This window comes from Bacteroides sp. AM44-19, from assembly GCF_003603395.1.
Classification (GTDB): domain Bacteria; phylum Bacteroidota; class Bacteroidia; order Bacteroidales; family Bacteroidaceae; genus Bacteroides; species Bacteroides uniformis.
Map to the genome: position 1 here is coordinate 20,476 of NZ_QTNB01000019.1, position 25,262 is coordinate 45,737.

The 25,262-nt window shown below is 49.0% G+C and carries 19 protein-coding genes; 11 read left to right on the plus strand and 8 right to left on the minus strand.

The features are described from left to right. Nucleotides 1–63: 63 nt before the first annotated feature. Complete coding sequence (locus DW947_RS18645; RefSeq protein ID WP_117963523.1) at nt 64–1,971, minus strand: fimbrillin family protein; 1,908 nt, start codon at nt 1,969–1,971, stop codon at nt 64–66. Nucleotides 1,972–2,311: 340 nt separating this feature from the next. Here DW947_RS18645 and metA (DW947_RS18650) point away from each other — a divergent pair, with 340 nt between their 5' ends. From metA (DW947_RS18650) to DW947_RS18670, 5 genes are all read left to right on the plus strand, one after another. Continuing rightward, nucleotides 2,312–3,229 carry a homoserine O-succinyltransferase gene (gene metA, locus DW947_RS18650; protein ID WP_005828529.1) on the plus strand — a complete coding sequence of 306 codons (918 nt, stop codon included), beginning with the start codon at nt 2,312–2,314 and terminating at the stop codon, nt 3,227–3,229. Between the two features lie 18 nt (nt 3,230–3,247). Further along, nucleotides 3,248–5,113, plus strand: a complete 1,866-nt coding sequence (locus DW947_RS18655; protein WP_118931137.1) for a peptidase U32 family protein — start codon at nt 3,248–3,250, stop codon at nt 5,111–5,113. A gap of 41 nt (nt 5,114–5,154) precedes the next feature. Continuing rightward, entirely contained in the window at nt 5,155–6,210 is a 1,056-nt protein-coding gene (locus DW947_RS18660) for a hypothetical protein (protein ID WP_005828525.1), read from the plus strand. A 76-nt stretch (nt 6,211–6,286) separates the two neighbouring features. Next, nucleotides 6,287–6,574: a hypothetical protein gene (locus DW947_RS18665; protein ID WP_005828523.1), complete on the plus strand. Its 288-nt coding sequence runs from the start codon at nt 6,287–6,289 to the stop codon at nt 6,572–6,574. A gap of 37 nt (nt 6,575–6,611) precedes the next feature. Then, a complete protein-coding gene (locus DW947_RS18670) occupies nt 6,612–6,974 on the plus strand; it encodes a type II toxin-antitoxin system VapC family toxin (RefSeq protein WP_044468412.1) in 363 nt (120 codons plus the stop codon). A gap of 112 nt (nt 6,975–7,086) precedes the next feature. Here DW947_RS18670 and DW947_RS18675 read toward each other — a convergent pair whose 3' ends face one another. Further along, complete coding sequence (locus DW947_RS18675; RefSeq protein ID WP_117963742.1) at nt 7,087–9,543, minus strand: TonB-dependent receptor; 2,457 nt, start codon at nt 9,541–9,543, stop codon at nt 7,087–7,089. Between the two features lie 302 nt (nt 9,544–9,845). On the opposite strand from DW947_RS18675, the gene DW947_RS18680 reads away from it, so the two are divergent. Next, the gene (locus tag DW947_RS18680; RefSeq protein WP_117963742.1) at nt 9,846–12,302 is read left to right on the plus strand and encodes a TonB-dependent receptor; all 2,457 of its coding nucleotides are present in this window, start codon (nt 9,846–9,848) and stop codon (nt 12,300–12,302) included. A 112-nt stretch (nt 12,303–12,414) separates the two neighbouring features. Here the strand turns inward: DW947_RS18680 and DW947_RS18685 are convergent, their stop codons facing one another. The 5 genes from DW947_RS18685 to metA (DW947_RS18705) form a co-directional block, all read right to left on the minus strand. Then, a complete protein-coding gene (locus DW947_RS18685) occupies nt 12,415–12,777 on the minus strand; it encodes a type II toxin-antitoxin system VapC family toxin (RefSeq protein ID WP_044468412.1) in 363 nt (120 codons plus the stop codon). Nucleotides 12,778–12,814: 37 nt separating this feature from the next. Further along, entirely contained in the window at nt 12,815–13,102 is a 288-nt protein-coding gene (locus tag DW947_RS18690) for a hypothetical protein (RefSeq protein ID WP_005828523.1), read from the minus strand. 76 nt (nt 13,103–13,178) lie between these two features. Continuing rightward, entirely contained in the window at nt 13,179–14,234 is a 1,056-nt protein-coding gene (locus DW947_RS18695; RefSeq protein WP_005828525.1) for a hypothetical protein, read from the minus strand. 41 nt (nt 14,235–14,275) lie between these two features. After that, entirely contained in the window at nt 14,276–16,141 is a 1,866-nt protein-coding gene (locus DW947_RS18700) for a peptidase U32 family protein (RefSeq protein WP_118931137.1), read from the minus strand. Nucleotides 16,142–16,159: 18 nt separating this feature from the next. Then, complete coding sequence (metA, locus tag DW947_RS18705) at nt 16,160–17,077, minus strand: homoserine O-succinyltransferase (RefSeq protein WP_005828529.1); 918 nt, start codon at nt 17,075–17,077, stop codon at nt 16,160–16,162. A 340-nt stretch (nt 17,078–17,417) separates the two neighbouring features. On the opposite strand from metA (DW947_RS18705), the gene DW947_RS18710 reads away from it, so the two are divergent. From DW947_RS18710 to DW947_RS18730, 5 genes are all read left to right on the plus strand, one after another. Beyond that, the gene (locus DW947_RS18710; protein ID WP_117963523.1) at nt 17,418–19,325 is read left to right on the plus strand and encodes a fimbrillin family protein; all 1,908 of its coding nucleotides are present in this window, start codon (nt 17,418–17,420) and stop codon (nt 19,323–19,325) included. A gap of 91 nt (nt 19,326–19,416) precedes the next feature. Next, complete coding sequence (gene metF / locus DW947_RS18715; RefSeq protein ID WP_016274213.1) at nt 19,417–20,370, plus strand: methylenetetrahydrofolate reductase [NAD(P)H]; 954 nt, start codon at nt 19,417–19,419, stop codon at nt 20,368–20,370. Between the two features lie 72 nt (nt 20,371–20,442). Next, on the plus strand, nt 20,443–21,570 hold the full coding sequence (gene holB / locus DW947_RS18720) for a DNA polymerase III subunit delta' (RefSeq protein WP_117963524.1): 1,128 nt from the start codon (nt 20,443–20,445) through the stop codon (nt 21,568–21,570). Between the two features lie 73 nt (nt 21,571–21,643). Further along, on the plus strand, nt 21,644–23,020 hold the full coding sequence (gene ricT / locus DW947_RS18725; RefSeq protein WP_171029046.1) for a regulatory iron-sulfur-containing complex subunit RicT: 1,377 nt from the start codon (nt 21,644–21,646) through the stop codon (nt 23,018–23,020). Further along, entirely contained in the window at nt 22,998–23,483 is a 486-nt protein-coding gene (locus tag DW947_RS18730) for a gliding motility lipoprotein GldH (RefSeq protein WP_117963526.1), read from the plus strand. Before ricT ends, DW947_RS18730 begins: the two co-directional genes overlap by 23 nt. A gap of 317 nt (nt 23,484–23,800) precedes the next feature. On the opposite strand, the gene rodA is transcribed toward DW947_RS18730, so the two are convergent. Then, nucleotides 23,801–25,258 (minus strand): rod shape-determining protein RodA, encoded by a 1,458-nt coding sequence (gene rodA, locus DW947_RS18735; RefSeq protein WP_005834947.1) that lies wholly within the window; start codon nt 25,256–25,258, stop codon nt 23,801–23,803. Between the last annotated feature and the right edge of the window lie 4 nt (nt 25,259–25,262).

Sequence of the window (25,262 nt, forward strand, 5' to 3'; positions counted from 1 at the left end):
CAAAAATCTTGCACATTGGGAACAAAAATACAAAAAAGAAATGAGAAATGTCGAAATTGCCGGCTATTCTTTTATACAACGGATGGAAAGAGCTTTATAGTAGGGCTTGCCGGTGACATGGGCGGCGCTTGATACAAACTCGTCGCTTTCGCCGAGAAAATAAATGGTGCTTTCCGAAAGGGTATGCTTTGTGTAGTCCCAACTCCAGAAGGCGGTCATTTTGTTTGGGCTGTTGTGCCCCTTGTTGTACCACATTCCTACGGGAAAAGCATTGAACCGGGTATAGTTGTTCACGGGAGATACTTCACCGGATACCATTGTCTGCCATTCTCCGGCTTTTAGTATGGAGCTGTCGTTGCCGGTATAACTTTTCAGCTGTTCCCAGTCTGCATCCGATGGTATTTTCCAGCCTTCGGGTGCCAGCTCTCCTGCCAGTATGGCTTCTCCATTGTAAAAATAAATATCATACTTATCCGGCTTGTAATATCCGGCTTTGTCTGTTCCCAAATCAATCTGTTTTTTCAAGGGAGTTCCGTTGCGGTAGGTGGTGGCATGGAGCTCTCCACCCATCCAGTATTGGGCTCCAATCTTGACAATGGGGTATTCGGTAGACACTCCTTTTCTGATGTCTCGAAGGGTGTAGCATGCTACATTCACTTTGATGGCGTTTTCCGGTTTATCCAGAAGTAGCTTATGGTTATTGTCTATATAGAGCTTGTCTATGCCGGTATATTCCCCTTTAGTGTAGGTAAATCCATAGTCGTCTGTATTCCAGCTTATTCTTCCTCCGCAGATGGTGTCTTTACGGTCTGCAAGCTGTAGGATGACTCCATTGCTCAGGTCGGTCTTTTCATTTTCGCCTATGGGATAGGCTATAACGGCTCTGGAAGTCAATGACGCTGATTTGAGATATTCCTTGCAGACTTCTGCAATGGGTATCCCTTCGTGATAAATTCTGTACACATTTGAAAGAGAAAAGGAGAGAGCGGAGATATGTATGGCAGTGTAATCTTCCATATTGTCGGTGTCGATGGGAGGGAGGCTGCTCCATTCCTTGATTTTTCCGGCAAAACTGCTCAGTACGTTGCTGTTGCTCTGCATGGCTGATATGTTAATGATACATTGCGTGCTGCTACTCATTTCCACTTCGGGTATTGCACAACTGTATATACGTCCGCTCCACTCCATAATGAAGGATTGCTTGCCATCATTTATCGTTTGGGGTATGATGATGAATTCCTTGCCGGTAAGTTTGTTGTCTTTGACGCTCCATTCGCCGGAGGCTATGATGTCTTGTGTCCCCGTAAGATTACTGAAAGTCCCGTCTTCCAGATTATAATCGGCCGAGGTCTTGAGCCCGGTTGCGATGATACGCGGATTGGCTTTCAGCAAATCATTGGCAGAGTTGCTTGCGTCGGGTGTCAGAGAGATTGCCAGTTTGGACAGCTTGTGTTGGAACTCCAGGGTTACAGATTTGGTTTTACTGGTGATTCCTTGCGCTTTAGCTACCAAGAAGTCACTTTGTGCGCGGTTTTTCTCATTGCTCTGGTCTATCTGCACAGATACGGGAAGAACGGGTGTACCGGCAGCTACCCCTTCGGTTTGGTAAGGGTGGTAACTGATAAAGTCCAGTGACACATCTCCTTCCGGATAGAATACTGTCTTTTTGGGAACCAGTGTGGAGCCTTCCGTATATTCCAGGGCCAGATTGTCAATATACCGTTTTCCCTTGATGGAGCCGGAGGAAGTGGTTGCAAACAAGCCCATTCTGTCTCCTTTTTCAAAGGCGGTGTTTGTGACCTTGGTACTGGCTTTTTCCATTTTGATAGAGAACGTGATAGGTGTCGTCCCTTCCTCGATTTCCGCTTCTGATTCTTCGTCAATCCGGTTCACACAAGCTGTATTCCCTAAGGACATGCAGCAGAATAAAGAGGCAGCCAAGACTCCTCTTGCAAGAATAAGTTTCTTCATTGTATTATTATTGTGGGGCAACGGTTTTTCCGCTTTCCCAATTATACTCAATGAACCTTGTCTTAAAAATATGGATTTAGCAGAGCTATAACCGGTATGGAAAAGTCTTTTACGCTTTTGGATGCTAATTATCAGTATCACGCTTGATGCCGCAGTGCTTTTTAATCTTATTTTTTAATAACTTTTAATAGGTTTCGGGTACAAATGTAATTAAACGTGTTAAATGAAGAGGGATAAATCGATAAAACTTTTATAATTTATTTATCACACTCTGATTTTTTGCCTAACTTTACACGCTAAAATCGTAGACAGTAATAAGTTAAACCATAGATATAAACTCATGCCTTTAAATTTACCCGATAAACTACCCGCTATCGAGTTGCTGAAAGAGGAGAATATATTTGTCATTGACAATTCCCGGGCAACCCAGCAGGATATCCGTCCGCTGCGTATCGTGATTCTGAACTTGATGCCGCTAAAGATTACAACGGAAACGGACCTGGTGCGTCTGCTTTCCAATACTCCGCTTCAGGTGGAAATCTCGTTCATGAAGATAAAAAGCCATACTTCCAAGAACACTCCGATAGAACACATGAAAACATTTTATACGGATTTCGACAAGATGCGCGGTGAAAAGTACGATGGCATGATTATCACCGGTGCTCCGGTAGAGCAGATGGATTTTGAGGAGGTGACTTATTGGGATGAGATTACTGAAATCTTCGACTGGGCGCGTACGCATGTCACCTCTACGCTCTACATCTGCTGGGCGGCGCAGGCAGGGCTCTATCATCATTATGGAGTGCCGAAGTATGCACTGGATAAGAAGATGTTCGGTATCTTTGAACATCGTACCTTGCAACCGTTGCATCCCATTTTCCGTGGATTTGATGATATGTTCTATGTGCCGCATAGCCGCCACACGGAAGTGCGCCGGGAAGATATACAGAAGGTTCCGGAATTGACGCTGCTTTCCGAGTCGGAGGATGCTGGTGTATATATGGCGGTGGCCCGTGGAGGGCGTGAGTTCTTCGTGACCGGCCATTCGGAATACTCCCCGCTGACATTGGATACAGAGTATCGCCGTGACTTGAATAAGGGCCTGCCCATTGAGATACCCCGTAACTACTATGTGGACGATGACCCGGACAAAGGAGTGCTGGTGCGTTGGCGTGCCCATGCCAATCTGTTGTTCTCCAATTGGCTGAATTATTTTGTATATCAGGAGACGCCGTATAATATTAATGAAATAGGGTGAGTTACTCGTAACTAAACGATGATAAAGCAACGTAAAATAGAGCTGCTGGCTCCTGCCAAGAATTTGGAGTGTGGCATAGAAGCAGTGAATCATGGGGCAGATGCGGTATACATCGGTGCACCCAAGTTCGGTGCGCGTGCGGCTGCTGTCAACTCTTTGGAGGATATTGCCGCTTTGGTGGAGCATGCCCATCTGTATAATGCCCGTATCTATGTGACGGTCAATACCATTCTGAAAGAAGAAGAGCTGAAAGAGACGGAGAGGATGATTTGGGAGCTGTACCGCATCGGTGTGGATGCACTGATTGTACAGGATATGGGGATTACGCGGTTGAATTTGCCGCCCATTCCGTTGCATGGCAGTACGCAGATGGATAACCGTACGCCGGAGAAAGTACGTTTCCTTGCCGATGCCGGTTTCCGTCAGGTGGTGTTGGCACGCGAACTTTCTTTGCAGGAGATACGCGGTATCCATGAGGCGTGTCCCGACGTGCCGCTCGAAGTCTTTGTACACGGGGCTCTTTGCGTCAGTTATAGCGGGCAGTGCTATGTCAGCCAGGCTTGTTTCGGACGGAGTGCCAACCGGGGGGAATGTGCGCAATTCTGCCGTTTACCCTTCAGTCTGGTAGATGCCGATGGCAAGACCATTGTGCGTAATAAGCATCTGCTTTCTTTGAAGGACCTCAACCAAAGCGAGGTGTTGGAAGAACTGCTGGATGCCGGAGCCACTTCGCTGAAGATAGAAGGCCGCTTGAAGGATGTGAACTATGTGAAGAATGTGACGGCGGCTTACCGTAGGAAGCTCGATGCCATTTTTGCCCGTCGCAAGGAATATGCCCGTGCTTCTTCGGGCACCTGCCGTTTCGATTTCCAGCCACAGTTGGACAAGAGTTTCAGCCGCGGTTTCACCCATTATTTCCTGCAAGGAAGGGGAGGGGAGATCACTTCGTTCGATACGCCCAAATCTTTGGGAGAGGAGATGGGCACTTTGAAGGAACAGCGCGGGGGATATCTCACGGTGGCAGGCGTAAAGCCTTTCCACAACGGAGACGGTGTCTGTTTTCTTGATGAGCAGGGACGTTTGCAAGGTTTCCGCATCAACCGGGTGGATGGTAACAAACTCTATCCGGCAGGGGAAGTGCCTCGTATCAAACCCCGTACCCGACTTTATCGTAACTTCGACCAGGAGTTTGAACGTATTCTTACCCGCAAATCCTCCGAACGTAAAATCGGTGTTTGTTGGGAGTTGTCAGATACTTCTTTCGGGTTTAGCCTGACGGCTGCGGACGAGGATGATAACCGCGTGACGCTCTCTTTCCCTTATCCGAAAGAGTTGGCACGTACACCGCAGGTGGATAATCTGCGTAATCAGCTGGGTAAGTTGGGGAATACTCCTTTTGAGATAGCAGGATATTTGTCTGAAGATGCTTCGGGCATCAGGCTCAATCTTTCTGCTAACTGGTTCCTTCCTGCTTCTGCGGTGGCGGACTGGCGCCGGCAGGTGATAGATAAGCTGATTGCGGCTCGGCGTGTTACTTATCGTCGTGAGCTGGCTGTTTGGAAACCGACCAGCCATGCTTTCCCGGCTACTTCGCTGACCTATCTGGGTAATGTGATGAACGGTGCTGCCCGGAGTTTCTACCGTGAGCACGGGTTGTCGTCCATAGCACCTGCTTACGAGGCACAAGCGGTTCCGGATGCTGTACTCATGTTCTGCAAACATTGCCTGCGTTTCAGTATGGGATGGTGTCCCACCTATCAGAAAGGACATTCTCCTTATAGGGAACCTTATTATTTGGTTGGGACGGACGGCAAGCGTTTCCGCTTGTCTTTTGATTGCAAGAATTGCCAGATGAAAGTCATTGCTCATGAAGAGCCGCTTTAATGAAGGATGAAGAATGAGGAATTACTAATAAAGACTTGAAAATGAGGAGTGAGGAACGGGCACATAATGAAAGGCTGGCAAATGACCGGTACCGGGAAGCGGGCAGGGACAAACATCCTTTGCGTTCACTGCGTTCCCTCCTATTCTGCATTCTTTATTTTTCATGCTTCATTGCTTTAGTTTCCTGCCATTATTCCCGTCCTAATCTTGAAGATGAACATCTGTCTAAGGAGACGCGTGATTCGCTGGCCTATCTTTTTGAGCGGCATTATACTTGGAATACCAATCTGGAAGTGCTGGCAGATTCTGTGAATTTGGCTTGTCTGCCCGTGAAGGACTGCTATAATATGCTTTATCGGGGAGACCGCGTGGTGGTTGCCGAGTTCGCCATCCATCCTGCCGACAGTGTGGATAGTGTATGGGTGAAGCTTGCCCATTCGCAGGAAGTGCAGGGTTGGTTGCGGGAGTCCGAAATGATGCATGCCTTTGTTCCTACAGACAGCATTTCGCAGGCCATCTACTTGTTCAGTGATACCCATGCCTCTTATTTTATCATTATTTTTGCCTTGTTTGTGGCAGTCTGGCTGTTCCGGGCTTTTCGACGCAAGCAGTTGAGGATGGTGTACTTTAATGATATAGACAGTCTCTATCCGTTGTTGCTATGTCTGCTGATGGCGTTCTGTGCCACTATTTACGAATCTATACAAGTGTTTGCACCGGAGACGTGGCAACACTTCTATTTTAATCCTACCTTGTCGCCGTTCAAGGTACCGCTTGTGCTTTCTGCTTTTCTGATGGGTATCTGGCTGTTTATAGTGGTGTTGCTGGCGGTACTCGACGATTTGTTTCGCCAGTTAAGTCCGGCGGCGGCCGTATTCTATCTGTTGGGGCTGGCCTCCTGCTGCATCTTCTGTTATTTCTTCTTTATCCTGACTACATCTATCTACGTCGGATACTTGTTTTTGACCGCTTTTGTATGGGTATTCCTCAAAAGGCTTCGCATTTCGCTGCTGGCTTCACGCTATCGTTGCGGCAGATGCGGGCAGAAACTGAGGGAGAAGGGAGTCTGCCCACATTGCGGAGCTATCAATGAATAAAAAAGCTTTGTAACTTTTCCATATTCAGTAGGAAAATGTAACTTTGTAGTTGAACTTTTAAAAGGAGGAATTGATTATGAGTAGTTTGGAGTTGGAAGCCGGAAAATTGGAGTTGATTCGTGAGATAGTCAATATCAATAGCAGTACTGCATTGGAGAGCCTCAGAAAATATATGAAGGAGGTTTTGAATAAGAATAGTCATTCCATTCCGACAGCGGCAGATAGCAAATTGCTGACTAAGCGTATGCTTGCAAAGTATGCCGGTAGTTGGAAGGACAATCGTGATTCTGATGAAATCAATGATGATATATATGCATCACGCCTTTCTCGAAAAGAAGAAAACTTTAGCCCCTTTGACGAATGAAACGATATTTGCTTGATCTAATATTTGTGTTCACTTCATGCGTCAGAAATTTGGAGTAGACGAACATATTGAAAAGGTGGGCTGGGAACATTGTTGCATTTCGGAGGTTACGGTAGCAGAGTTGTTGTTCGGTGCAGAGCGAAGTAATAATGTGGAGAGAAACTTGCAGCTTGTTACTGATTTCTGCCAAGATATCAAGGTAATACCTTTGTCCTCGGCTTTATGTTGTTATGCCCGGAGTAAGGCTGCCTTATATAGTCAAGAAACTCCCATTGAGGATTTGGACTTATTTATAGGATGTACAGCGGTGGCTAACCAAATGATAATGGTTACTGAAAACAAGAAACATCTGGAAAGAATACCTAATATTGAAATTGAAAACTGGGTACATAGAGGATAACTTCTCCTCTGTCAGATAGAAACATAGAAACGGTCGTTCGGGTATGCAATGTGTAAGTACCCGAACGACCGTTTCTATTTTCCTTTACTTTCGGAGGGACAAAGCTCTCCAATCAGAACCTGCACCTCAACTCTATTCCCGCCTGCACAGGCCGTCCTTTCTGCATAAATCCGTTCCCCATACTCTCAAAATAGAACGAAGCATACTCTTTGTCCAGTGCATTGCGCACCCAGAAATCAATCTGTCCATGTCCTTTCTGGAAGCTGATACGTCCGTTCAGCGTGCCGTAGAAGGCTTGGCTCACGGTATTCTTCTCGGTCCAGTAGATGCGCCCGGCACCGGTGTAGTTAGCGTTCAGCTGGATGCGGTCCAGCCAGTGCCCCGGACGGATGCGGAAGATGTACTGACCGCCCACGTTCATGGTATGCTTGGGAACAAAGGGTACGTACTTGCCGTTGTAGCTGATTTCCTGAAGCTCCCCATTCACTTTCTCGTTGGTGATGTAATCCTTAAAGGTGGCATAGGTATAACCATAACTTGCATTCAGCGTGAAGTCCGTAGCAACGGCAGCCGTTAAGGCAACCTCTGCCCCCTGGCTGCGGCTTTTGCCGGCATTTGCCGTTTCGCGTCCCAGTCCGCTTGGGGCGAAGCGTGAAATCTGCTGGTCGCGGGTTTCCAGCCAGAAGATGGCGGCGTCGGCATGCAGACGTCCGTCCAGCAGATTCAAGTGTGTTCCTATTTCGTAGTTCCAGGTCTGTTCGGGCTTGTAGACGGTGGCGGATTTTGCATCCGGATTCTCTCCCGCATCGGGGAAGTATTTGCCCACCAGCTCTTTGTAGGCATCCGGCACGTTGGGCATAATCGCCTCTTTGCTTTGCCGCATCATGTCATTCTTCAAACTGGATTGCAGCAAGTCGGAGAACATCTGCACGTTGTAGCCTCCCGAACGGTAACCTTTGCTGACCGTAGCGTAAACATTTCCTCTGTTTCGCGCAAAGTCATACTGCAAAGCAAACTTGGGCAACAGCTGAAGATAATCCTTATCAATGTTTCCTTGGTAGCGCGACTCTACGGTCAGTGCCGTCTCCGGCATCATCTCCATTTCGCGGATGACGACGTCGCCCCGCTTCATTTCTCCCTTGATGCCCACCTTGTAGTCCAGGCTGGTGCCGGAGTTGTAATCCATCTTCATACGCTCATAATCCAGGCGTAACCCGGCAGTGAACGACACTCCTTTCAGCCCGAATAAATCTCTGAAGGTGGATTGATGAAAGAGTGCCCCATTCAGCAGCGGAGTGTCGAAACTGCCCCCGATGGGCATGGTCTGGCTGCTGATGCCCAGTGAGGGCAGGATATTCATGCTCATGGATGGTCCCATCTCTACTTGTATTTGCGATGGGATGACACTGCCCAACATCTGGTTCAGCATCCCCATTCCGGCTTCCCTGAAAGTGACGGGAGCTTCCGTATTCAGCCATTGGTAGAAGCCGAAGGCGCCGGTGGTCCATTGCCAGCGGCTGCCGCTTTTACTCTTCAAGATGATTTCCTCGCTCAGTGCGTGGGAGCGTTGTTTCTGTTGCAGGGTATAGATGTCGTTGGCGGTGAAGTCCTGGTCTATGTCCATGCAGTCCTTTAGAAACTGGTAGCCGGTGACCATGCTCAACGTGAAGTGCTGTGCCTGGTATTCCAGGTTCAGACCCGTGTTCAGCAGGTTGCGGTAGTAGTTGCTACGGGCGTTATTGGAGATTTTTCCGATGTAGGGCTTCAGCGGCTCGCTCTGTGCTTCGGGAGCCAGGCTGCCTTGATAGAAGTATGGGTAGCCACCCTGGTCGCTGTATTCGTAGTTGATGTTTAGGTCCACCTTCCAGTTGTCCGAGGGGAGGTAGATGGCGCGGATGCGTCCGCCTGCCGATTGCCCCTTGTCCGCTTTCTCGTCCCTCACCGTGTTGCGGAAGAATCCTCCTTGATAATCGTAAAAACCTCCGGTGGAAAAGGCGAACCGTTCCGAAAGGCGGTGATAGTGGGTCAGCGAGGTATTATAGGCATTGTACGTACCTGCCCCCATGCGGAAGTCCGTCCCCTGGTAGGAGAAGGGCGATTTGGTGTGCACCTTAATCAATCCGCCCATGGCATTGCGCCCGTAGAGCGTGCCCTGCGGACCGCGTAGCACGTCGATGCGCTCTACGTCGGCATAGCTGAAGTCGAAGGCTGACTTGTCTATATAAGGTATATTGTCTACATAAAGTCCTACGGAGGGAGTGTTGATGCGCGAGCCGATGCCGCGGATATAGACTGCCGAAGTCAGTCGCGAGCCGTAGTCGGGGATAAACATATTGGGCACTACGGATGTCAGATTCTTGATGGAGTTCACCTGTGCGTTCTGCATGTCCTGCTGCGAAAGCAGGGTGACGGCGGCGGGCTGCTCGCGCAGTTTCCGGTTTTCTTTGGGGGCGGCGATGACGGTTATTTCCTCTACATCCACCACTTTCAAGGTGTCTGCCTCTTCGGCAAGTACGTTGCCGGTTGCCAGGAGGCAGAAGATACCGGCTAAGATTCTATATCTGTTCATAAACTGTTTTTTTAAGCACCTGCAAAGTAAAGGGATTCTTGCGGAAGGGACAATCCTCATTTATTAGGATTTCGTTCCTGGAGTGCTAATCTTAAATCGTTCCATCATGCGAAAAATATCGTTCCTCCGTGGGGTAAAAATCGTTCCACCATGGTGGAACGATTTTTACCCCACGGAGGAACGATATTTTTCGCATGATGGAACGATTTAAGATTAGCACTCCAGGAACGAAATCCTAATAAATGAGGATTGTCCCTTCCGCAAGAATCCCTTTACTTTGCAGGTGCTTAAAAAAACAGTTTATGAACAGATATAGAATCTTAGCCGGTATCTTCTGCCTCCTGGCAACCGGCAACGTACTTGCCGAAGAGGCAGACACCTTGAAAGTGGTGGATGTAGAGGAAATAACCGTCATCGCCGCCCCCAAAGAAAACCGGAAACTGCGCGAGCAGCCCGCCGCCGTCACCCTGCTTTCGCAGCAGGACATGCAGAACGCACAGGTGAACTCCATCAAGAATCTGACATCCGTAGTGCCCAATATGTTTATCCCCGACTACGGCTCGCGACTGACTTCGGCAGTCTATATCCGCGGCATCGGCTCGCGCATCAACACTCCCTCCGTAGGACTTTATGTAGACAATATACCTTATATAGACAAGTCAGCCTTCGACTTCAGCTATGCCGACGTAGAGCGCATCGACGTGCTACGCGGTCCGCAGGGCACGCTCTACGGGCGCAATGCCATGGGCGGATTGATTAAGGTGCACACCAAATCGCCCTTCTCCTACCAGGGGACGGACTTCCGCATGGGGGCAGGTACGTACAATGCCTATAATACCTCGCTGACCCACTATCACCGCCTTTCGGAACGGTTCGCCTTTTCCACCGGAGGTTTTTACGATTATCAAGGAGGATTCTTCCGCAACACGGTGAGGGACGAGAAAGCGGACAAGGGGCAATCGGCAGGCGGACGCATCCGCGCCATCTACCTCCCCTCGGACAACTGGAAGGTGGACCTAAACATCAACTACGAATACAGCGACCAGGGTGGCTACCCATACTTCTATCAAGGCAGCCTGGCTCCCGAAGCACAGAGCGAGCCGCTGAAGCCCTACATCGGAAAAATCTCCAATAACGCCCGTAGCAACTACTACCGCAACCTGCTGAACACGGGTCTGAACCTGGAATACCAGGCACAGCACTTCACGTTGAGCATGGTCACCGGCTACCAGTTTCTAAAGGACTGCATGGACATAGACCAGGACTTCACCGCCAACGACATCTATACCCTGCAACAGAAACAACGCTCCCACGCACTGAGCGAGGAAATCATCTTGAAGAGTAAAAGCGGCAGCCGCTGGCAATGGACCACCGGCGCCTTCGGCTTCTACCAATGGCTGAATACGGAAGCTCCCGTCACTTTCAGGGAAGCCGGAATGGGGATGCTGAACCAGATGTTGGGCAGTGTCATCCCATCGCAAATACAAGTAGAGATGGGACCATCCATGAGCATGAATATCCTGCCCTCACTGGGCATCAGCAGCCAGACCATGCCCATCGGGGGCAGTTTCGACACTCCGCTGCTGAATGGGGCACTCTTTCATCAATCCACCTTCAGAGATTTATTCGGGCTGAAAGGAGTGTCGTTCACTGCCGGGTTACGCCTGGATTATGAGCGTATGAAGATGGATTACAACTCCGGCACCAGCCTGGACTACAAGGTGGGCATCAAGGGAGAAATGAAGCGGGGCGACGTCGTCATCCGCGAAATGGAGATGATGCCGGAGACGGCACTGACCGTAGAGTCGCGCTACCAAGGAAACATTGATAAGGATTATCTTCAGCTGTTGCCCAAGTTTGCTTTGCAGTATGACTTTGCGCGAAACAGAGGAAATGTTTACGCTACGGTCAGCAAAGGTTACCGTTCGGGAGGCTACAACGTGCAGATGTTCTCCGACTTGCTGCAATCCAGTTTGAAGAATGACATGATGCGGCAAAGCAAAGAGGCGATTATGCCCAACGTGCCGGATGCCTACAAAGAGCTGGTGGGCAAATACTTCCCCGATGCGGGAGAGAATCCGGATGCAAAATCCGCCACCGTCTACAAGCCCGAACAGACCTGGAACTACGAAATAGGAACACACTTGAATCTGCTGGACGGACGTCTGCATGCCGACGCCGCCATCTTCTGGCTGGAAACCCGCGACCAGCAGATTTCACGCTTCGCCCCAAGCGGACTGGGACGCGAAACGGCAAATGCCGGCAAAAGCCGCAGCCAGGGGGCAGAGGTTGCCTTAACGGCTGCCGTTGCTACGGACTTCACGCTGAATGCAAGTTATGGTTATACCTATGCCACCTTTAAGGATTACATCACCAACGAGAAAGTGAATGGGGAGCTTCAGGAAATCAGCTACAACGGCAAGTACGTACCCTTTGTTCCCAAGCATACCATGAACGTGGGCGGTCAGTACATCTTCCGCATCCGTCCGGGGCACTGGCTGGACCGCATCCAGCTGAACGCTAACTACACCGGTGCCGGGCGCATCTACTGGACCGAGAAGAATACCGTGAGCCAAGCCTTCTACGGCACGCTGAACGGACGTATCAGCTTCCAGAAAGGACATGGACAGATTGATTTCTGGGTGCGCAATGCACTGGACAAAGAGTATGCTTCGTTCTATTTTGAGAGTATGGGGAACGGATTTATGCAGAAAGGACGGCCTGTGCAGGCGGGAATAGAGTTGAGGTGCAGGTTCTGATTGGAGAGCTTTGTCCCTCCGAAAGTAAAGGAAAATAGAAACGGTCGTTCGGGTACTTACACATTGCATACCCGAACGACCGTTTCTATGTTTCTATCTGACAGAGGAGAAGTTATCCTCTATGTACCCAGTTTTCAATTTCAATATTAGGTATTCTTTCCAGATGTTTCTTGTTTTCAGTAACCATTATCATTTGGTTAGCCACCGCTGTACATCCTATAAATAAGTCCAAATCCTCAATGGGAGTTTCTTGACTATATAAGGCAGCCTTACTCCGGGCATAACAACATAAAGCCGAGGACAAAGGTATTACCTTGATATCTTGGCAGAAATCAGTAACAAGCTGCAAGTTTCTCTCCACATTATTACTTCGCTCTGCACCGAACAACAACTCTGCTACCGTAACCTCCGAAATGCAACAATGTTCCCAGCCCACCTTTTCAATATGTTCGTCTACTCCAAATTTCTGACGCATGAAGTGAACACAAATATTAGATCAAGCAAATATCGTTTCATTCGTCAAAGGGGCTAAAGTTTTCTTCTTTTCGAGAAAGGCGTGATGCATATATATCATCATTGATTTCATCAGAATCACGATTGTCCTTCCAACTACCGGCATACTTTGCAAGCATACGCTTAGTCAGCAATTTGCTATCTGCCGCTGTCGGAATGGAATGACTATTCTTATTCAAAACCTCCTTCATATATTTTCTGAGGCTCTCCAATGCAGTACTGCTATTGATATTGACTATCTCACGAATCAACTCCAATTTTCCGGCTTCCAACTCCAAACTACTCATAATCAATTCCTCCTTTTAAAAGTTCAACTACAAAGTTACATTTTCCTACTGAATATGGAAAAGTTACAAAGCTTTTTTATTCATTGATAGCTCCGCAATGTGGGCAGACTCCCTTCTCCCTCAGTTTCTGCCCGCATCTGCCGCAACGATAGCGTGAAGCCAGCAGCGAAATGCGAAGCCTTTTGAGGAATACCCATACAAAAGCGGTCAAAAACAAGTATCCGACGTAGATAGATGTAGTCAGGATAAAGAAGAAATAACAGAAGATGCAGCAGGAGGCCAGCCCCAACAGATAGAATACGGCCGCCGCCGGACTTAACTGGCGAAACAAATCGTCGAGTACCGCCAGCAACACCACTATAAACAGCCAGATACCCATCAGAAAAGCAGAAAGCACAAGCGGTACCTTGAACGGCGACAAGGTAGGATTAAAATAGAAGTGTTGCCACGTCTCCGGTGCAAACACTTGTATAGATTCGTAAATAGTGGCACAGAACGCCATCAGCAGACATAGCAACAACGGATAGAGACTGTCTATATCATTAAAGTACACCATCCTCAACTGCTTGCGTCGAAAAGCCCGGAACAGCCAGACTGCCACAAACAAGGCAAAAATAATGATAAAATAAGAGGCATGGGTATCACTGAACAAGTAGATGGCCTGCGAAATGCTGTCTGTAGGAACAAAGGCATGCATCATTTCGGACTCCCGCAACCAACCCTGCACTTCCTGCGAATGGGCAAGCTTCACCCATACACTATCCACACTGTCGGCAGGATGGATGGCGAACTCGGCAACCACCACGCGGTCTCCCCGATAAAGCATATTATAGCAGTCCTTCACGGGCAGACAAGCCAAATTCACAGAATCTGCCAGCACTTCCAGATTGGTATTCCAAGTATAATGCCGCTCAAAAAGATAGGCCAGCGAATCACGCGTCTCCTTAGACAGATGTTCATCTTCAAGATTAGGACGGGAATAATGGCAGGAAACTAAAGCAATGAAGCATGAAAAATAAAGAATGCAGAATAGGAGGGAACGCAGTGAACGCAAAGGATGTTTGTCCCTGCCCGCTTCCCGGTACCGGTCATTTGCCAGCCTTTCATTATGTGCCCGTTCCTCACTCCTCATTTTCAAGTCTTTATTAGTAATTCCTCATTCTTCATCCTTCATTAAAGCGGCTCTTCATGAGCAATGACTTTCATCTGGCAATTCTTGCAATCAAAAGACAAGCGGAAACGCTTGCCGTCCGTCCCAACCAAATAATAAGGTTCCCTATAAGGAGAATGTCCTTTCTGATAGGTGGGACACCATCCCATACTGAAACGCAGGCAATGTTTGCAGAACATGAGTACAGCATCCGGAACCGCTTGTGCCTCGTAAGCAGGTGCTATGGACGACAACCCGTGCTCACGGTAGAAACTCCGGGCAGCACCGTTCATCACATTACCCAGATAGGTCAGCGAAGTAGCCGGGAAAGCATGGCTGGTCGGTTTCCAAACAGCCAGCTCACGACGATAAGTAACACGCCGAGCCGCAATCAGCTTATCTATCACCTGCCGGCGCCAGTCCGCCACCGCAGAAGCAGGAAGGAACCAGTTAGCAGAAAGATTGAGCCTGATGCCCGAAGCATCTTCAGACAAATATCCTGCTATCTCAAAAGGAGTATTCCCCAACTTACCCAGCTGATTACGCAGATTATCCACCTGCGGTGTACGTGCCAACTCTTTCGGATAAGGGAAAGAGAGCGTCACGCGGTTATCATCCTCGTCCGCAGCCGTCAGGCTAAACCCGAAAGAAGTATCTGACAACTCCCAACAAACACCGATTTTACGTTCGGAGGATTTGCGGGTAAGAATACGTTCAAACTCCTGGTCGAAGTTACGATAAAGTCGGGTACGGGGTTTGATACGAGGCACTTCCCCTGCCGGATAGAGTTTGTTACCATCCACCCGGTTGATGCGGAAACCTTGCAAACGTCCCTGCTCATCAAGAAAACAGACACCGTCTCCGTTGTGGAAAGGCTTTACGCCTGCCACCGTGAGATATCCCCCGCGCTGTTCCTTCAAAGTGCCCATCTCCTCTCCCAAAGATTTGGGCGTATCGAACGAAGTGATCTCCCCTCCCCTTCCTTGCAGGAAATAATGGGTGAAACCGCGGCTGAAACTCTTGTCCAACTGTGGCTGGAAATCGAAACGGCAGGTGCCCGAAGAAGCACGGGCATATTCCTTGCGACGGGCAAAAATGGCATCGAGCTTCCTACGGTAAGCCGCCGTCACATTCTTCACATAGTTCACATCCTTCAAGCGGCCTTCTATCTTCAGCGAAGTGGCTCCGGCATCCAGCAGTTCTTCCAACACCTCGCTTTGGTTGAGGTCCTTCAAAGAAAGCAGATGCTTATTACGCACAATGGTCTTGCCATCGGCATCTACCAGACTGAAGGGTAAACGGCAGAATTGCGCACATTCCCCCCGGTTGGCACTCCGTCCGAAACAAGCCTGGCTGACATAGCACTGCCCGCTATAACTGACGCAAAGAGCCCCGTGTACAAAGACTTCGAGCGGCACGTCGGGACACGCCTCATGGATACCGCGTATCTCCTGCAAAGAAAGTTCGCGTGCCAACACCACCTGACGGAAACCGGCATCGGCAAGGAAACGTACTTTCTCCGGCGTACGGTTATCCATCTGCGTACTGCCATGCAACGGAATGGGCGGCAAATTCAACCGCGTAATCCCCATATCCTGTACAATCAGTGCATCCACACCGATGCGGTACAGCTCCCAAATCATCCTCTCCGTCTCTTTCAGCTCTTCTTCTTTCAGAATGGTATTGACCGTCACATAGATACGGGCATTATACAGATGGGCATGCTCCACCAAAGCGGCAATATCCTCCAAAGAGTTGACAGCAGCCGCACGCGCACCGAACTTGGGTGCACCGATGTATACCGCATCTGCCCCATGATTCACTGCTTCTATGCCACACTCCAAATTCTTGGCAGGAGCCAGCAGCTCTATTTTACGTTGCTTTATCATCGTTTAGTTACGAGTAACTCACCCTATTTCATTAATATTATACGGCGTCTCCTGATATACAAAATAATTCAGCCAATTGGAGAACAACAGATTGGCATGGGCACGCCAACGCACCAGCACTCCTTTGTCCGGGTCATCGTCCACATAGTAGTTACGGGGTATCTCAATGGGCAGGCCCTTATTCAAGTCACGGCGATACTCTGTATCCAATGTCAGCGGGGAGTATTCCGAATGGCCGGTCACGAAGAACTCACGCCCTCCACGGGCCACCGCCATATATACACCAGCATCCTCCGACTCGGAAAGCAGCGTCAATTCCGGAACCTTCTGTATATCTTCCCGGCGCACTTCCGTGTGGCGGCTATGCGGCACATAGAACATATCATCAAATCCACGGAAAATGGGATGCAACGGTTGCAAGGTACGATGTTCAAAGATACCGAACATCTTCTTATCCAGTGCATACTTCGGCACTCCATAATGATGATAGAGCCCTGCCTGCGCCGCCCAGCAGATGTAGAGCGTAGAGGTGACATGCGTACGCGCCCAGTCGAAGATTTCAGTAATCTCATCCCAATAAGTCACCTCCTCAAAATCCATCTGCTCTACCGGAGCACCGGTGATAATCATGCCATCGTACTTTTCACCGCGCATCTTGTCGAAATCCGTATAAAATGTTTTCATGTGTTCTATCGGAGTGTTCTTGGAAGTATGGCTTTTTATCTTCATGAACGAGATTTCCACCTGAAGCGGAGTATTGGAAAGCAGACGCACCAGGTCCGTTTCCGTTGTAATCTTTAGCGGCATCAAGTTCAGAATCACGATACGCAGCGGACGGATATCCTGCTGGGTTGCCCGGGAATTGTCAATGACAAATATATTCTCCTCTTTCAGCAACTCGATAGCGGGTAGTTTATCGGGTAAATTTAAAGGCATGAGTTTATATCTATGGTTTAACTTATTACTGTCTACGATTTTAGCGTGTAAAGTTAGGCAAAAAATCAGAGTGTGATAAATAAATTATAAAAGTTTTATCGATTTATCCCTCTTCATTTAACACGTTTAATTACATTTGTACCCGAAACCTATTAAAAGTTATTAAAAAATAAGATTAAAAAGCACTGCGGCATCAAGCGTGATACTGATAATTAGCATCCAAAAGCGTAAAAGACTTTTCCATACCGGTTATAGCTCTGCTAAATCCATATTTTTAAGACAAGGTTCATTGAGTATAATTGGGAAAGCGGAAAAACCGTTGCCCCACAATAATAATACAATGAAGAAACTTATTCTTGCAAGAGGAGTCTTGGCTGCCTCTTTATTCTGCTGCATGTCCTTAGGGAATACAGCTTGTGTGAACCGGATTGACGAAGAATCAGAAGCGGAAATCGAGGAAGGGACGACACCTATCACGTTCTCTATCAAAATGGAAAAAGCCAGTACCAAGGTCACAAACACCGCCTTTGAAAAAGGAGACAGAATGGGCTTGTTTGCAACCACTTCCTCCGGCTCCATCAAGGGAAAACGGTATATTGACAATCTGGCCCTGGAATATACGGAAGGCTCCACACTGGTTCCCAAAAAGACAGTATTCTATCCGGAAGGAGATGTGTCACTGGACTTTATCAGTTACCACCCTTACCAAACCGAAGGGGTAGCTGCCGGTACACCCGTTCTTCCCGTATCTGTGCAGATAGACCAGAGCAATGAGAAAAACCGCGCACAAAGTGACTTCTTGGTAGCTAAAGCGCAAGGAATCACCAGTAAAACCAAATCTGTAACCCTGGAGTTCCAACACAAGCTGTCCAAACTGGCAATCTCTCTGACACCCGACGCAAGCAACTCTGCCAATGATTTGCTGAAAGCCAATCCGCGTATCATCGCAACCGGGCTCAAGACCTCGGCCGATTATAATCTGGAAGACGGGACTTTCAGTAATCTTACGGGGACACAAGACATCATAGCCTCCGGCGAATGGAGCGTCAAAGACAACAAACTTACCGGCAAGGAATTCATCATCATACCCCAAACGATAAATGATGGCAAGCAATCCTTCATTATGGAGTGGAGCGGACGTATATACAGTTGTGCAATACCCGAAGTGGAAATGAGTAGCAGCACGCAATGTATCATTAACATATCAGCCATGCAGAGCAACAGCAACGTACTGAGCAGTTTTGCCGGAAAAATCAAGGAATGGAGCAGCCTCCCTCCCATCGACACCGACAATATGGAAGATTACACTGCCATACATATCTCCGCTCTCTCCTTTTCTCTTTCAAATGTGTACAGAATTTATCACGAAGGGATACCCATTGCAGAAGTCTGCAAGGAATATCTCAAATCAGCGTCATTGACTTCCAGAGCCGTTATAGCCTATCCCATAGGCGAAAATGAAAAGACCGACCTGAGCAATGGAGTCATCCTACAGCTTGCAGACCGTAAAGACACCATCTGCGGAGGAAGAATAAGCTGGAATACAGACGACTATGGATTTACCTACACTAAAGGGGAATATACCGGCATAGACAAGCTCTATATAGACAATAACCATAAGCTACTTCTGGATAAACCGGAAAACGCCATCAAAGTGAATGTAGCATGCTACACCCTTCGAGACATCAGAAAAGGAGTGTCTACCGAATACCCCATTGTCAAGATTGGAGCCCAATACTGGATGGGTGGAGAGCTCCATGCCACCACCTACCGCAACGGAACTCCCTTGAAAAAACAGATTGATTTGGGAACAGACAAAGCCGGATATTACAAGCCGGATAAGTATGATATTTATTTTTACAATGGAGAAGCCATACTGGCAGGAGAGCTGGCACCCGAAGGCTGGAAAATACCATCGGATGCAGACTGGGAACAGCTGAAAAGTTATACCGGCAACGACAGCTCCATACTAAAAGCCGGAGAATGGCAGACAATGGTATCCGGTGAAGTATCTCCCGTGAACAACTATACCCGGTTCAATGCTTTTCCCGTAGGAATGTGGTACAACAAGGGGCACAACAGCCCAAACAAAATGACCGCCTTCTGGAGTTGGGACTACACAAAGCATACCCTTTCGGAAAGCACCATTTATTTTCTCGGCGAAAGCGACGAGTTTGTATCAAGCGCCGCCCATGTCACCGGCAAGCCCTACTATAAAGCTCTTTCCATCCGTTGTATAAAAGAATAGCCGGCAATTTCGACATTTCTCATTTCTTTTTTGTATTTTTGTTCCCAATGTGCAAGATTTTTGCCAATCGGACAAAGATAACGAAAGAGAAATGAGAGTAATCGACTTGATAAACAGTAACGAAAAAACAGCTTTTTCCTTTGAAATATTGCCACCACTGAAAGGTACGGGCATCGAAAAGCTGTATCAAACCATAGATACGTTACGGGAATTCGACCCCAAATACATCAACATCACCACGCACCGCAGCGAGTACGTGTACAAAGACCTCGGTAACGGATTGTTCCAGCGAAACCGCCTGCGCCGCCGCCCCGGCACCGTAGCCGTAGCTGCTGCCATCCAGAACAAGTACAACATCACCATGGTGCCGCACATCCTTTGCAGCGGCTTCACCCGCGAAGAGACGGAGTACGTGCTGCTCGACCTGCAATTCCTCGGCATCACCGACCTGCTGGTGCTTCGTGGCGACAAGGCAAAGCACGAATCCTCTTTTATCCCCGTGGGCAACGGTTACCACCACGCCGTCGAACTACAAGAGCAAATCAACAACTTCAATAAAGGTATTTTTGTGGACGGCTCCGAGATGAAAGTTACCAATACCCCGTTTTCATACGGTGTGGCGTGCTATCCGGAAAAGCATGAAGAAGCCCCCAACATGGATACAGACATCTACTGGCTAAAGAAGAAAATGGAAATGGGTGCAGAGTATGCCGTGACCCAGCTCTTCTACGACAACCGGAAATATTTCGACTTCGTGGAACGTGCCCGTCAAGCCGGTGTCACCATCCCGATTATCCCGGGCATCAAGCCCTTCAAGAAGTTGTCACAACTCAGCATGATACCCAAGACGTTCAAAGTAGATTTGCCCGAGGAACTGACCCAAGAGGTTCTGAAGTGCAACACCGATGCGGAAGCTCAGCAAGTGGGTATCGAATGGTGCGTGCAGCAGTGCAAAGAGCTGATAGCCCATGGCGTCCCAAGCCTCCACTTCTACTCGGTAGGAGCTACAGACAGCATCAAGGAAGTAGCCAAACAAATCTACTAAACAATGGACAATCAACAGTTGACAATTGACAATAGGCAGTGTCACAAGTAATAACTTATAACTAATTAACCCGTGTTCAGTTTCAAGGACATAATAGGCCAAGAGGCAGCCAAGCAAAGGCTGATACAAGAAGTGCAGGAAGGACGTATCCCCCACGCACAACTCTTCTGTGGCCCTGCCGGAGTAGGAAAACTCCCATTGGCACTTGCCTATGCCCGCTACATCTGCTGTCCCAACCGGACGGAAACCGATGCCTGCGGTACTTGTCCCTCCTGCGTAAAATGGAATAAGCTGGTGCACCCGGACGTACACTTCGTATACCCTATCGTCAAGAGCGCCAAAGGGAAAAAGGAAGTCTGCGACGACTATATCGCCAACTGGCGGCACCTGTTGCTGAACAGCCCCTACTTCGGGCTGAACCACTGGCTGAACGAGATGGATGCCGAAAACGGACAAGCTATTATCTATGCCAAAGAAAGCGACGAGATAACCCGCAAGCTGAGTCTGAAATCCAGTGAAGGAGGTTACAAAGTCACCATCGTATGGCTACCCGAAAAGCTGCATGAAGTATGCGCCAACAAGCTGCTGAAACTGCTGGAAGAGCCACCCGAGAAAACGATATTCCTCCTCATCTCCGAAGCTCCGGAAATGATACTGCCCACCATCCTCAGCCGCACGCAGCGCTTCAACATTCCTAAGATTGAAGAAGCCGACATAGCCGAAGCCCTGCAGCAGAAGTACGGAGTGCAGCCCCGCGACAGCGAGACCATAGCCCACCTGGCAAACGGAGACTTTATCAAAGCATTGGAGACCATCCATCTGAACGAAGAGAACGAACTGTTCTTCAACCTCTTTGTCAGCCTGATGCGACTCTCCTACCAGCGCAAGATACGGGAAATGAAACAATGGAGCGAGCAGCTTGCCGCCATGGGACGCGAACGGCAGAAGAACTTCCTGGACTACTGCCAGCGTATGACCCGCGAGAACTTCATCTACAACTTGTACCGCAAGGAGATGAACTACATGACGCTGCCCGAACAGAACTTCGCCACCCGCTTCGCCCCCTTTGTCAACGAGCGTAACGTCGTGGGTATCATGGACGAACTGAGTGAAGCGCAGCGCCACATCGAGCAGAACGTGAACGCCCGCATGGTGTTCTTCGACTTCTCCCTCAAAATGATTGTTTTATTGAAACAATGAAAAGTGGCAAGACAATGAAATGCAAAGTATCAAATCGTAAATAGTAAATAGTCAAATCGTAAATAAACAGATGATGGAATTTAAACTACATAATGGAAGCGGAGGCCTGTGCTGCAAGAGTTGCGGCAGGCAGGACAAGCAACTGAACACCTACGACTGGCTGGCCGACATACCGGGCAATGCCGATGAGAGCGAGCTGGTGGAAGTTCAGTTCAAGAACACCCGCAAGGGATATTTCCGCAACAGCAACAAGATACCCCTGGAGAAAGGCGACATCGTAGCCGTAGAAGCCACCCCCGGACATGACATCGGCGTGGTGACCCTAACCGGACGCCTCGTGCCGCTGCAAATGAAGAAAGCCAATATCAAGTCCGAGGCAGACATCAAACGCATCTACCGCAAGGCGAAGCCCGTAGATATGGAGAAGTACAACGAAGCAAAAGCCCGCGAGCACGCCACCATGATACGCTCGCGCCAGATTGCCCTGGACCTCAACCTCAACATGAAGATTGGTGACGTGGAATACCAGGGAGACGGCAACAAAGCCATCTTCTACTACATCGCCGACGAGCGTGTGGACTTCCGCCAGCTCATCAAGGTCCTTGCCGACGCCTTCCGCGTGCGCATCGAGATGAAACAGATTGGCGCCCGCCAGGAAGCCGGACGCATCGGTGGCATCGGTCCCTGCGGACGCGAACTCTGCTGCGCCACCTGGATGACCTCCTTCGTGTCGGTATCTACCAGCGCTGCACGCTTCCAGGACATATCACTGAATCCGCAGAAACTTGCCGGACAATGCGCCAAGCTGAAGTGCTGCCTCAACTACGAAGTGGACTGCTACGTGGAAGCACAGAAACGCCTGCCCTCGCGCGAGATTACCCTGGAAACCAAAGACGGCGAGTTCTTCTTCTTCAAAGCCGACATTCTGAGCAACCAGATAACCTACTCGAGCGACAAGAACATCCCTGCCAACCTGGTGACCATCAGCGGCAGACGCGCCTTCGAGATTATCGGTTTGAACAGACGTGGCATCAAGCCCGACAGCCTGATAGAAGAAACCCATCGTTCCGAACCCAAAAAGCCGGTGGACTTGCTGGAACAAGAGAGCCTCACCCGCTTTGACCGCAGCCGGAAAGGCAAGAGTGGCAGTGACGGCAACGGTGGCGAGAACAGCAACAACAGCCGTAACAAGAGAAAGAAAAAGAGTGGAAACGGTCGTCCGCAAGGAGGTGAGCAGCAGGGTGCTCCGCAATCCAACAACCAGAGAGAACAATCCAGGCAAGACCGGCAACCGAGACAGAAACAAGACCGGCAAGCACCCAAACAAGGTGAACAGCAACAAGGCGAACGTCAACAACGGAACAATAACAACCGTCGTCCGCCCCGTAACAATAAGCCCAAACCTCAAGGTGAAAGACCTGCCCAAAATGACAAACCGGCTCAAGAATAGGAATCTCTGCCTGAAAGGTATCATACTACTGTTTGTCGCAAGCCTGCTGAGCGCTTGCGACAAACAGACTGTATACCATTCCTTCCAATCCCTTCCCACCGAAGGCTGGCTGCGCGAAGACACGCTCTCTTTCGACGTGAAGGTCACCGACTCACTGACCTACTACAAACTGTCTTTGGAAGTTCGTAACCGAAGCAACTACCCCTATCAGAATCTACCTCTATCCATCTGCTACACCACCGCAGATTCCATCCCTTCACCCGCAGACACCATACAGCTAATCCTGGCGGACAAAGAAGGAATCTGGAAAGGTGACGGCTGGGGAGGTCTCTATCAGACTGCCGTCTCCGCAGGAAGCGTTCGAATCGGCAAACCCGGCACCTACCTCTTTAAAGTGGCCTATACGCTACCGGACGAAAGGCTGCAAGGAATCAATGACATCGGCATCAAACTGAAGAGATAGGAACTCCCTATTGTTCTTTATCACCTTCTTCTAACAACCACCTCAGTCTCCCACTCACGTCTCCTTGAAGCGGAAACGGGCGGGGTATCATAACTTGCCCTCTTACCTCGTAGCGTTACGTCTTTTACGCCAGGATGTAACGACCGTTACACCAGCATGTAAAGGGCGTTACAATATAGCGTAAAAGTCGTTACGATACAGCGTAAAGGACGTTACAATGCGGTGTAATGGCCGTTACATTACGATGTAAACAATGTGTAAATGCAATGTAATGATAATCAAGTCCATTCGTATGTCCCACAAGGAAACGGTCATAACTAAATTCGACGATTACGTCCCGCATCAATCCGCAGAAAGATAAACAGCAAGATTGTGAATCCCCAGAGAGAAGAACCTCCGTAACTGAAGAAAGGCAACGGGATACCGATGACGGGGGTCAGCCCCAGCACCATGCCTATATTGATGAATAGATGGAACAAGAATATACTAAGCACAGAATAACCATACACCCGGCCAAAGGGAGATTGCTGCCGCTCGGCCACGACAATCAGCCGTAAAATAAGAATAAGGAACAGTAACAGTACAGCCGTAGACCCTACGAATCCTTCCTCCTCACCCACGGTGCAAAAAATGAAGTCCGTATCTTGCTCCGGCACATACTTCAGCTTTGTCTGCGTACCATTCAAGAAACCTTTGCCGGTCAGCCCCCCGGAGCCGATGGCTATCTTCGACTGGTTCACGTTATAGCCGGCACCAGCAAGGTCCTCTTCCATACCGAGCACCACCTTGATACGTATCTGTTGATGGGGCTCCAGCACTTTATTGAAGAAGTAGTCGCTGGAGTAGAGGAAACCTATCGAACCCAAAGCAAACAGCCCAATCAGAAAATAAGATAAATGGCGCTCGCTTAAAGAAAGAAAGACAAGATACCCGATAACAAGTGCACAAAGCCCCCACTGCACCCACACCAAGTTGAAGGGTACTACGTATTCCGAAATCAGATAAGCCACGAGCAGCACTCCCAGCGAACCGCCGATAATATTCCGCGTGGGCTCCCAGCGCTTTTTATAGACCCACACCATGCCTCCGGCAAAGAGCAGTACCATCAGCAGCACGGCAAATTCTCCGATAGGCGTCGGTGTATCGGCAATCATCACCGCATCAAAACGGATGCCCACCACAAAGTAGGCCACTGCACATATACCCGAGAACAGTACCACGCCCGGCATTCCCTCCCGATAAAGCATCAGGAAAAATGCAGAGTACACCAATGCCGAACCCGTCTCCCGCTGTAGGATAATCAGCAACATGGGGAAAAGAATCAAGAAAGCCAGCATAAGGGAGCTTTTCCAATTCTTCATCGTAAACGAGTAGGCGCTCATATACTTGGCAAGCGCCAGCGCCGTGGCAAACTTGGCAAACTCCGCCGGCTGCAAACTGACCGGCCCCAGAATGAGCCACGACCGCGACCCTTTTGTGTCGGGCGCAATGAATATCGTGACAATCAGCAACAGCATCAGCCCTATATATATAAGGTAGGAGAACATGTCATAGAGGGAATCGTCCAGCATCAGCAGCACAAACCCCAGCCCGAAGGAACATATAATCCAGACAAACTGCTTGCCGGCACGCGTAGAGAAGTCCAGAAAGTCACGGTCACCATAATCATAACTCGCCCCACAGACACTGAACCAGCCGAATACAATCAGCAGCAGGTAAACGACAATCGTCACCCAGTCCAATGATTTCCATATGCTATCTCTCCTTGTCACCAATTTA

Bases quoted from the DNA above. Each gene is read 5' to 3' on its own strand.
- DW947_RS18645 (WP_117963523.1), bottom strand. From the start codon at position 1,971: ATGAAGAAACTTATTCTTGCAAGAGGAGTCTTGGCTGCCTCTTTATTC.
- metA (WP_005828529.1), top strand. From the start codon at position 2,312: ATGCCTTTAAATTTACCCGATAAACTACCCGCTATCGAGTTGCTGAAA.
- DW947_RS18655 (WP_118931137.1), top strand. From the start codon at position 3,248: ATGATAAAGCAACGTAAAATAGAGCTGCTGGCTCCTGCCAAGAATTTG.
- DW947_RS18660 (WP_005828525.1), top strand. From the start codon at position 5,155: ATGAGGAGTGAGGAACGGGCACATAATGAAAGGCTGGCAAATGACCGG.
- DW947_RS18665 (WP_005828523.1), top strand. From the start codon at position 6,287: ATGAGTAGTTTGGAGTTGGAAGCCGGAAAATTGGAGTTGATTCGTGAG.
- DW947_RS18670 (WP_044468412.1), top strand. From the start codon at position 6,612: ATGCGTCAGAAATTTGGAGTAGACGAACATATTGAAAAGGTGGGCTGG.
- DW947_RS18675 (WP_117963742.1), bottom strand. From the start codon at position 9,543: ATGAACAGATATAGAATCTTAGCCGGTATCTTCTGCCTCCTGGCAACC.
- DW947_RS18680 (WP_117963742.1), top strand. From the start codon at position 9,846: ATGAACAGATATAGAATCTTAGCCGGTATCTTCTGCCTCCTGGCAACC.
- DW947_RS18685 (WP_044468412.1), bottom strand. From the start codon at position 12,777: ATGCGTCAGAAATTTGGAGTAGACGAACATATTGAAAAGGTGGGCTGG.
- DW947_RS18690 (WP_005828523.1), bottom strand. From the start codon at position 13,102: ATGAGTAGTTTGGAGTTGGAAGCCGGAAAATTGGAGTTGATTCGTGAG.
- DW947_RS18695 (WP_005828525.1), bottom strand. From the start codon at position 14,234: ATGAGGAGTGAGGAACGGGCACATAATGAAAGGCTGGCAAATGACCGG.
- DW947_RS18700 (WP_118931137.1), bottom strand. From the start codon at position 16,141: ATGATAAAGCAACGTAAAATAGAGCTGCTGGCTCCTGCCAAGAATTTG.
- metA (WP_005828529.1), bottom strand. From the start codon at position 17,077: ATGCCTTTAAATTTACCCGATAAACTACCCGCTATCGAGTTGCTGAAA.
- DW947_RS18710 (WP_117963523.1), top strand. From the start codon at position 17,418: ATGAAGAAACTTATTCTTGCAAGAGGAGTCTTGGCTGCCTCTTTATTC.
- metF (WP_016274213.1), top strand. From the start codon at position 19,417: ATGAGAGTAATCGACTTGATAAACAGTAACGAAAAAACAGCTTTTTCC.
- ricT (WP_171029046.1), top strand. From the start codon at position 21,644: ATGGAATTTAAACTACATAATGGAAGCGGAGGCCTGTGCTGCAAGAGT.
- DW947_RS18730 (WP_117963526.1), top strand. From the start codon at position 22,998: ATGACAAACCGGCTCAAGAATAGGAATCTCTGCCTGAAAGGTATCATA.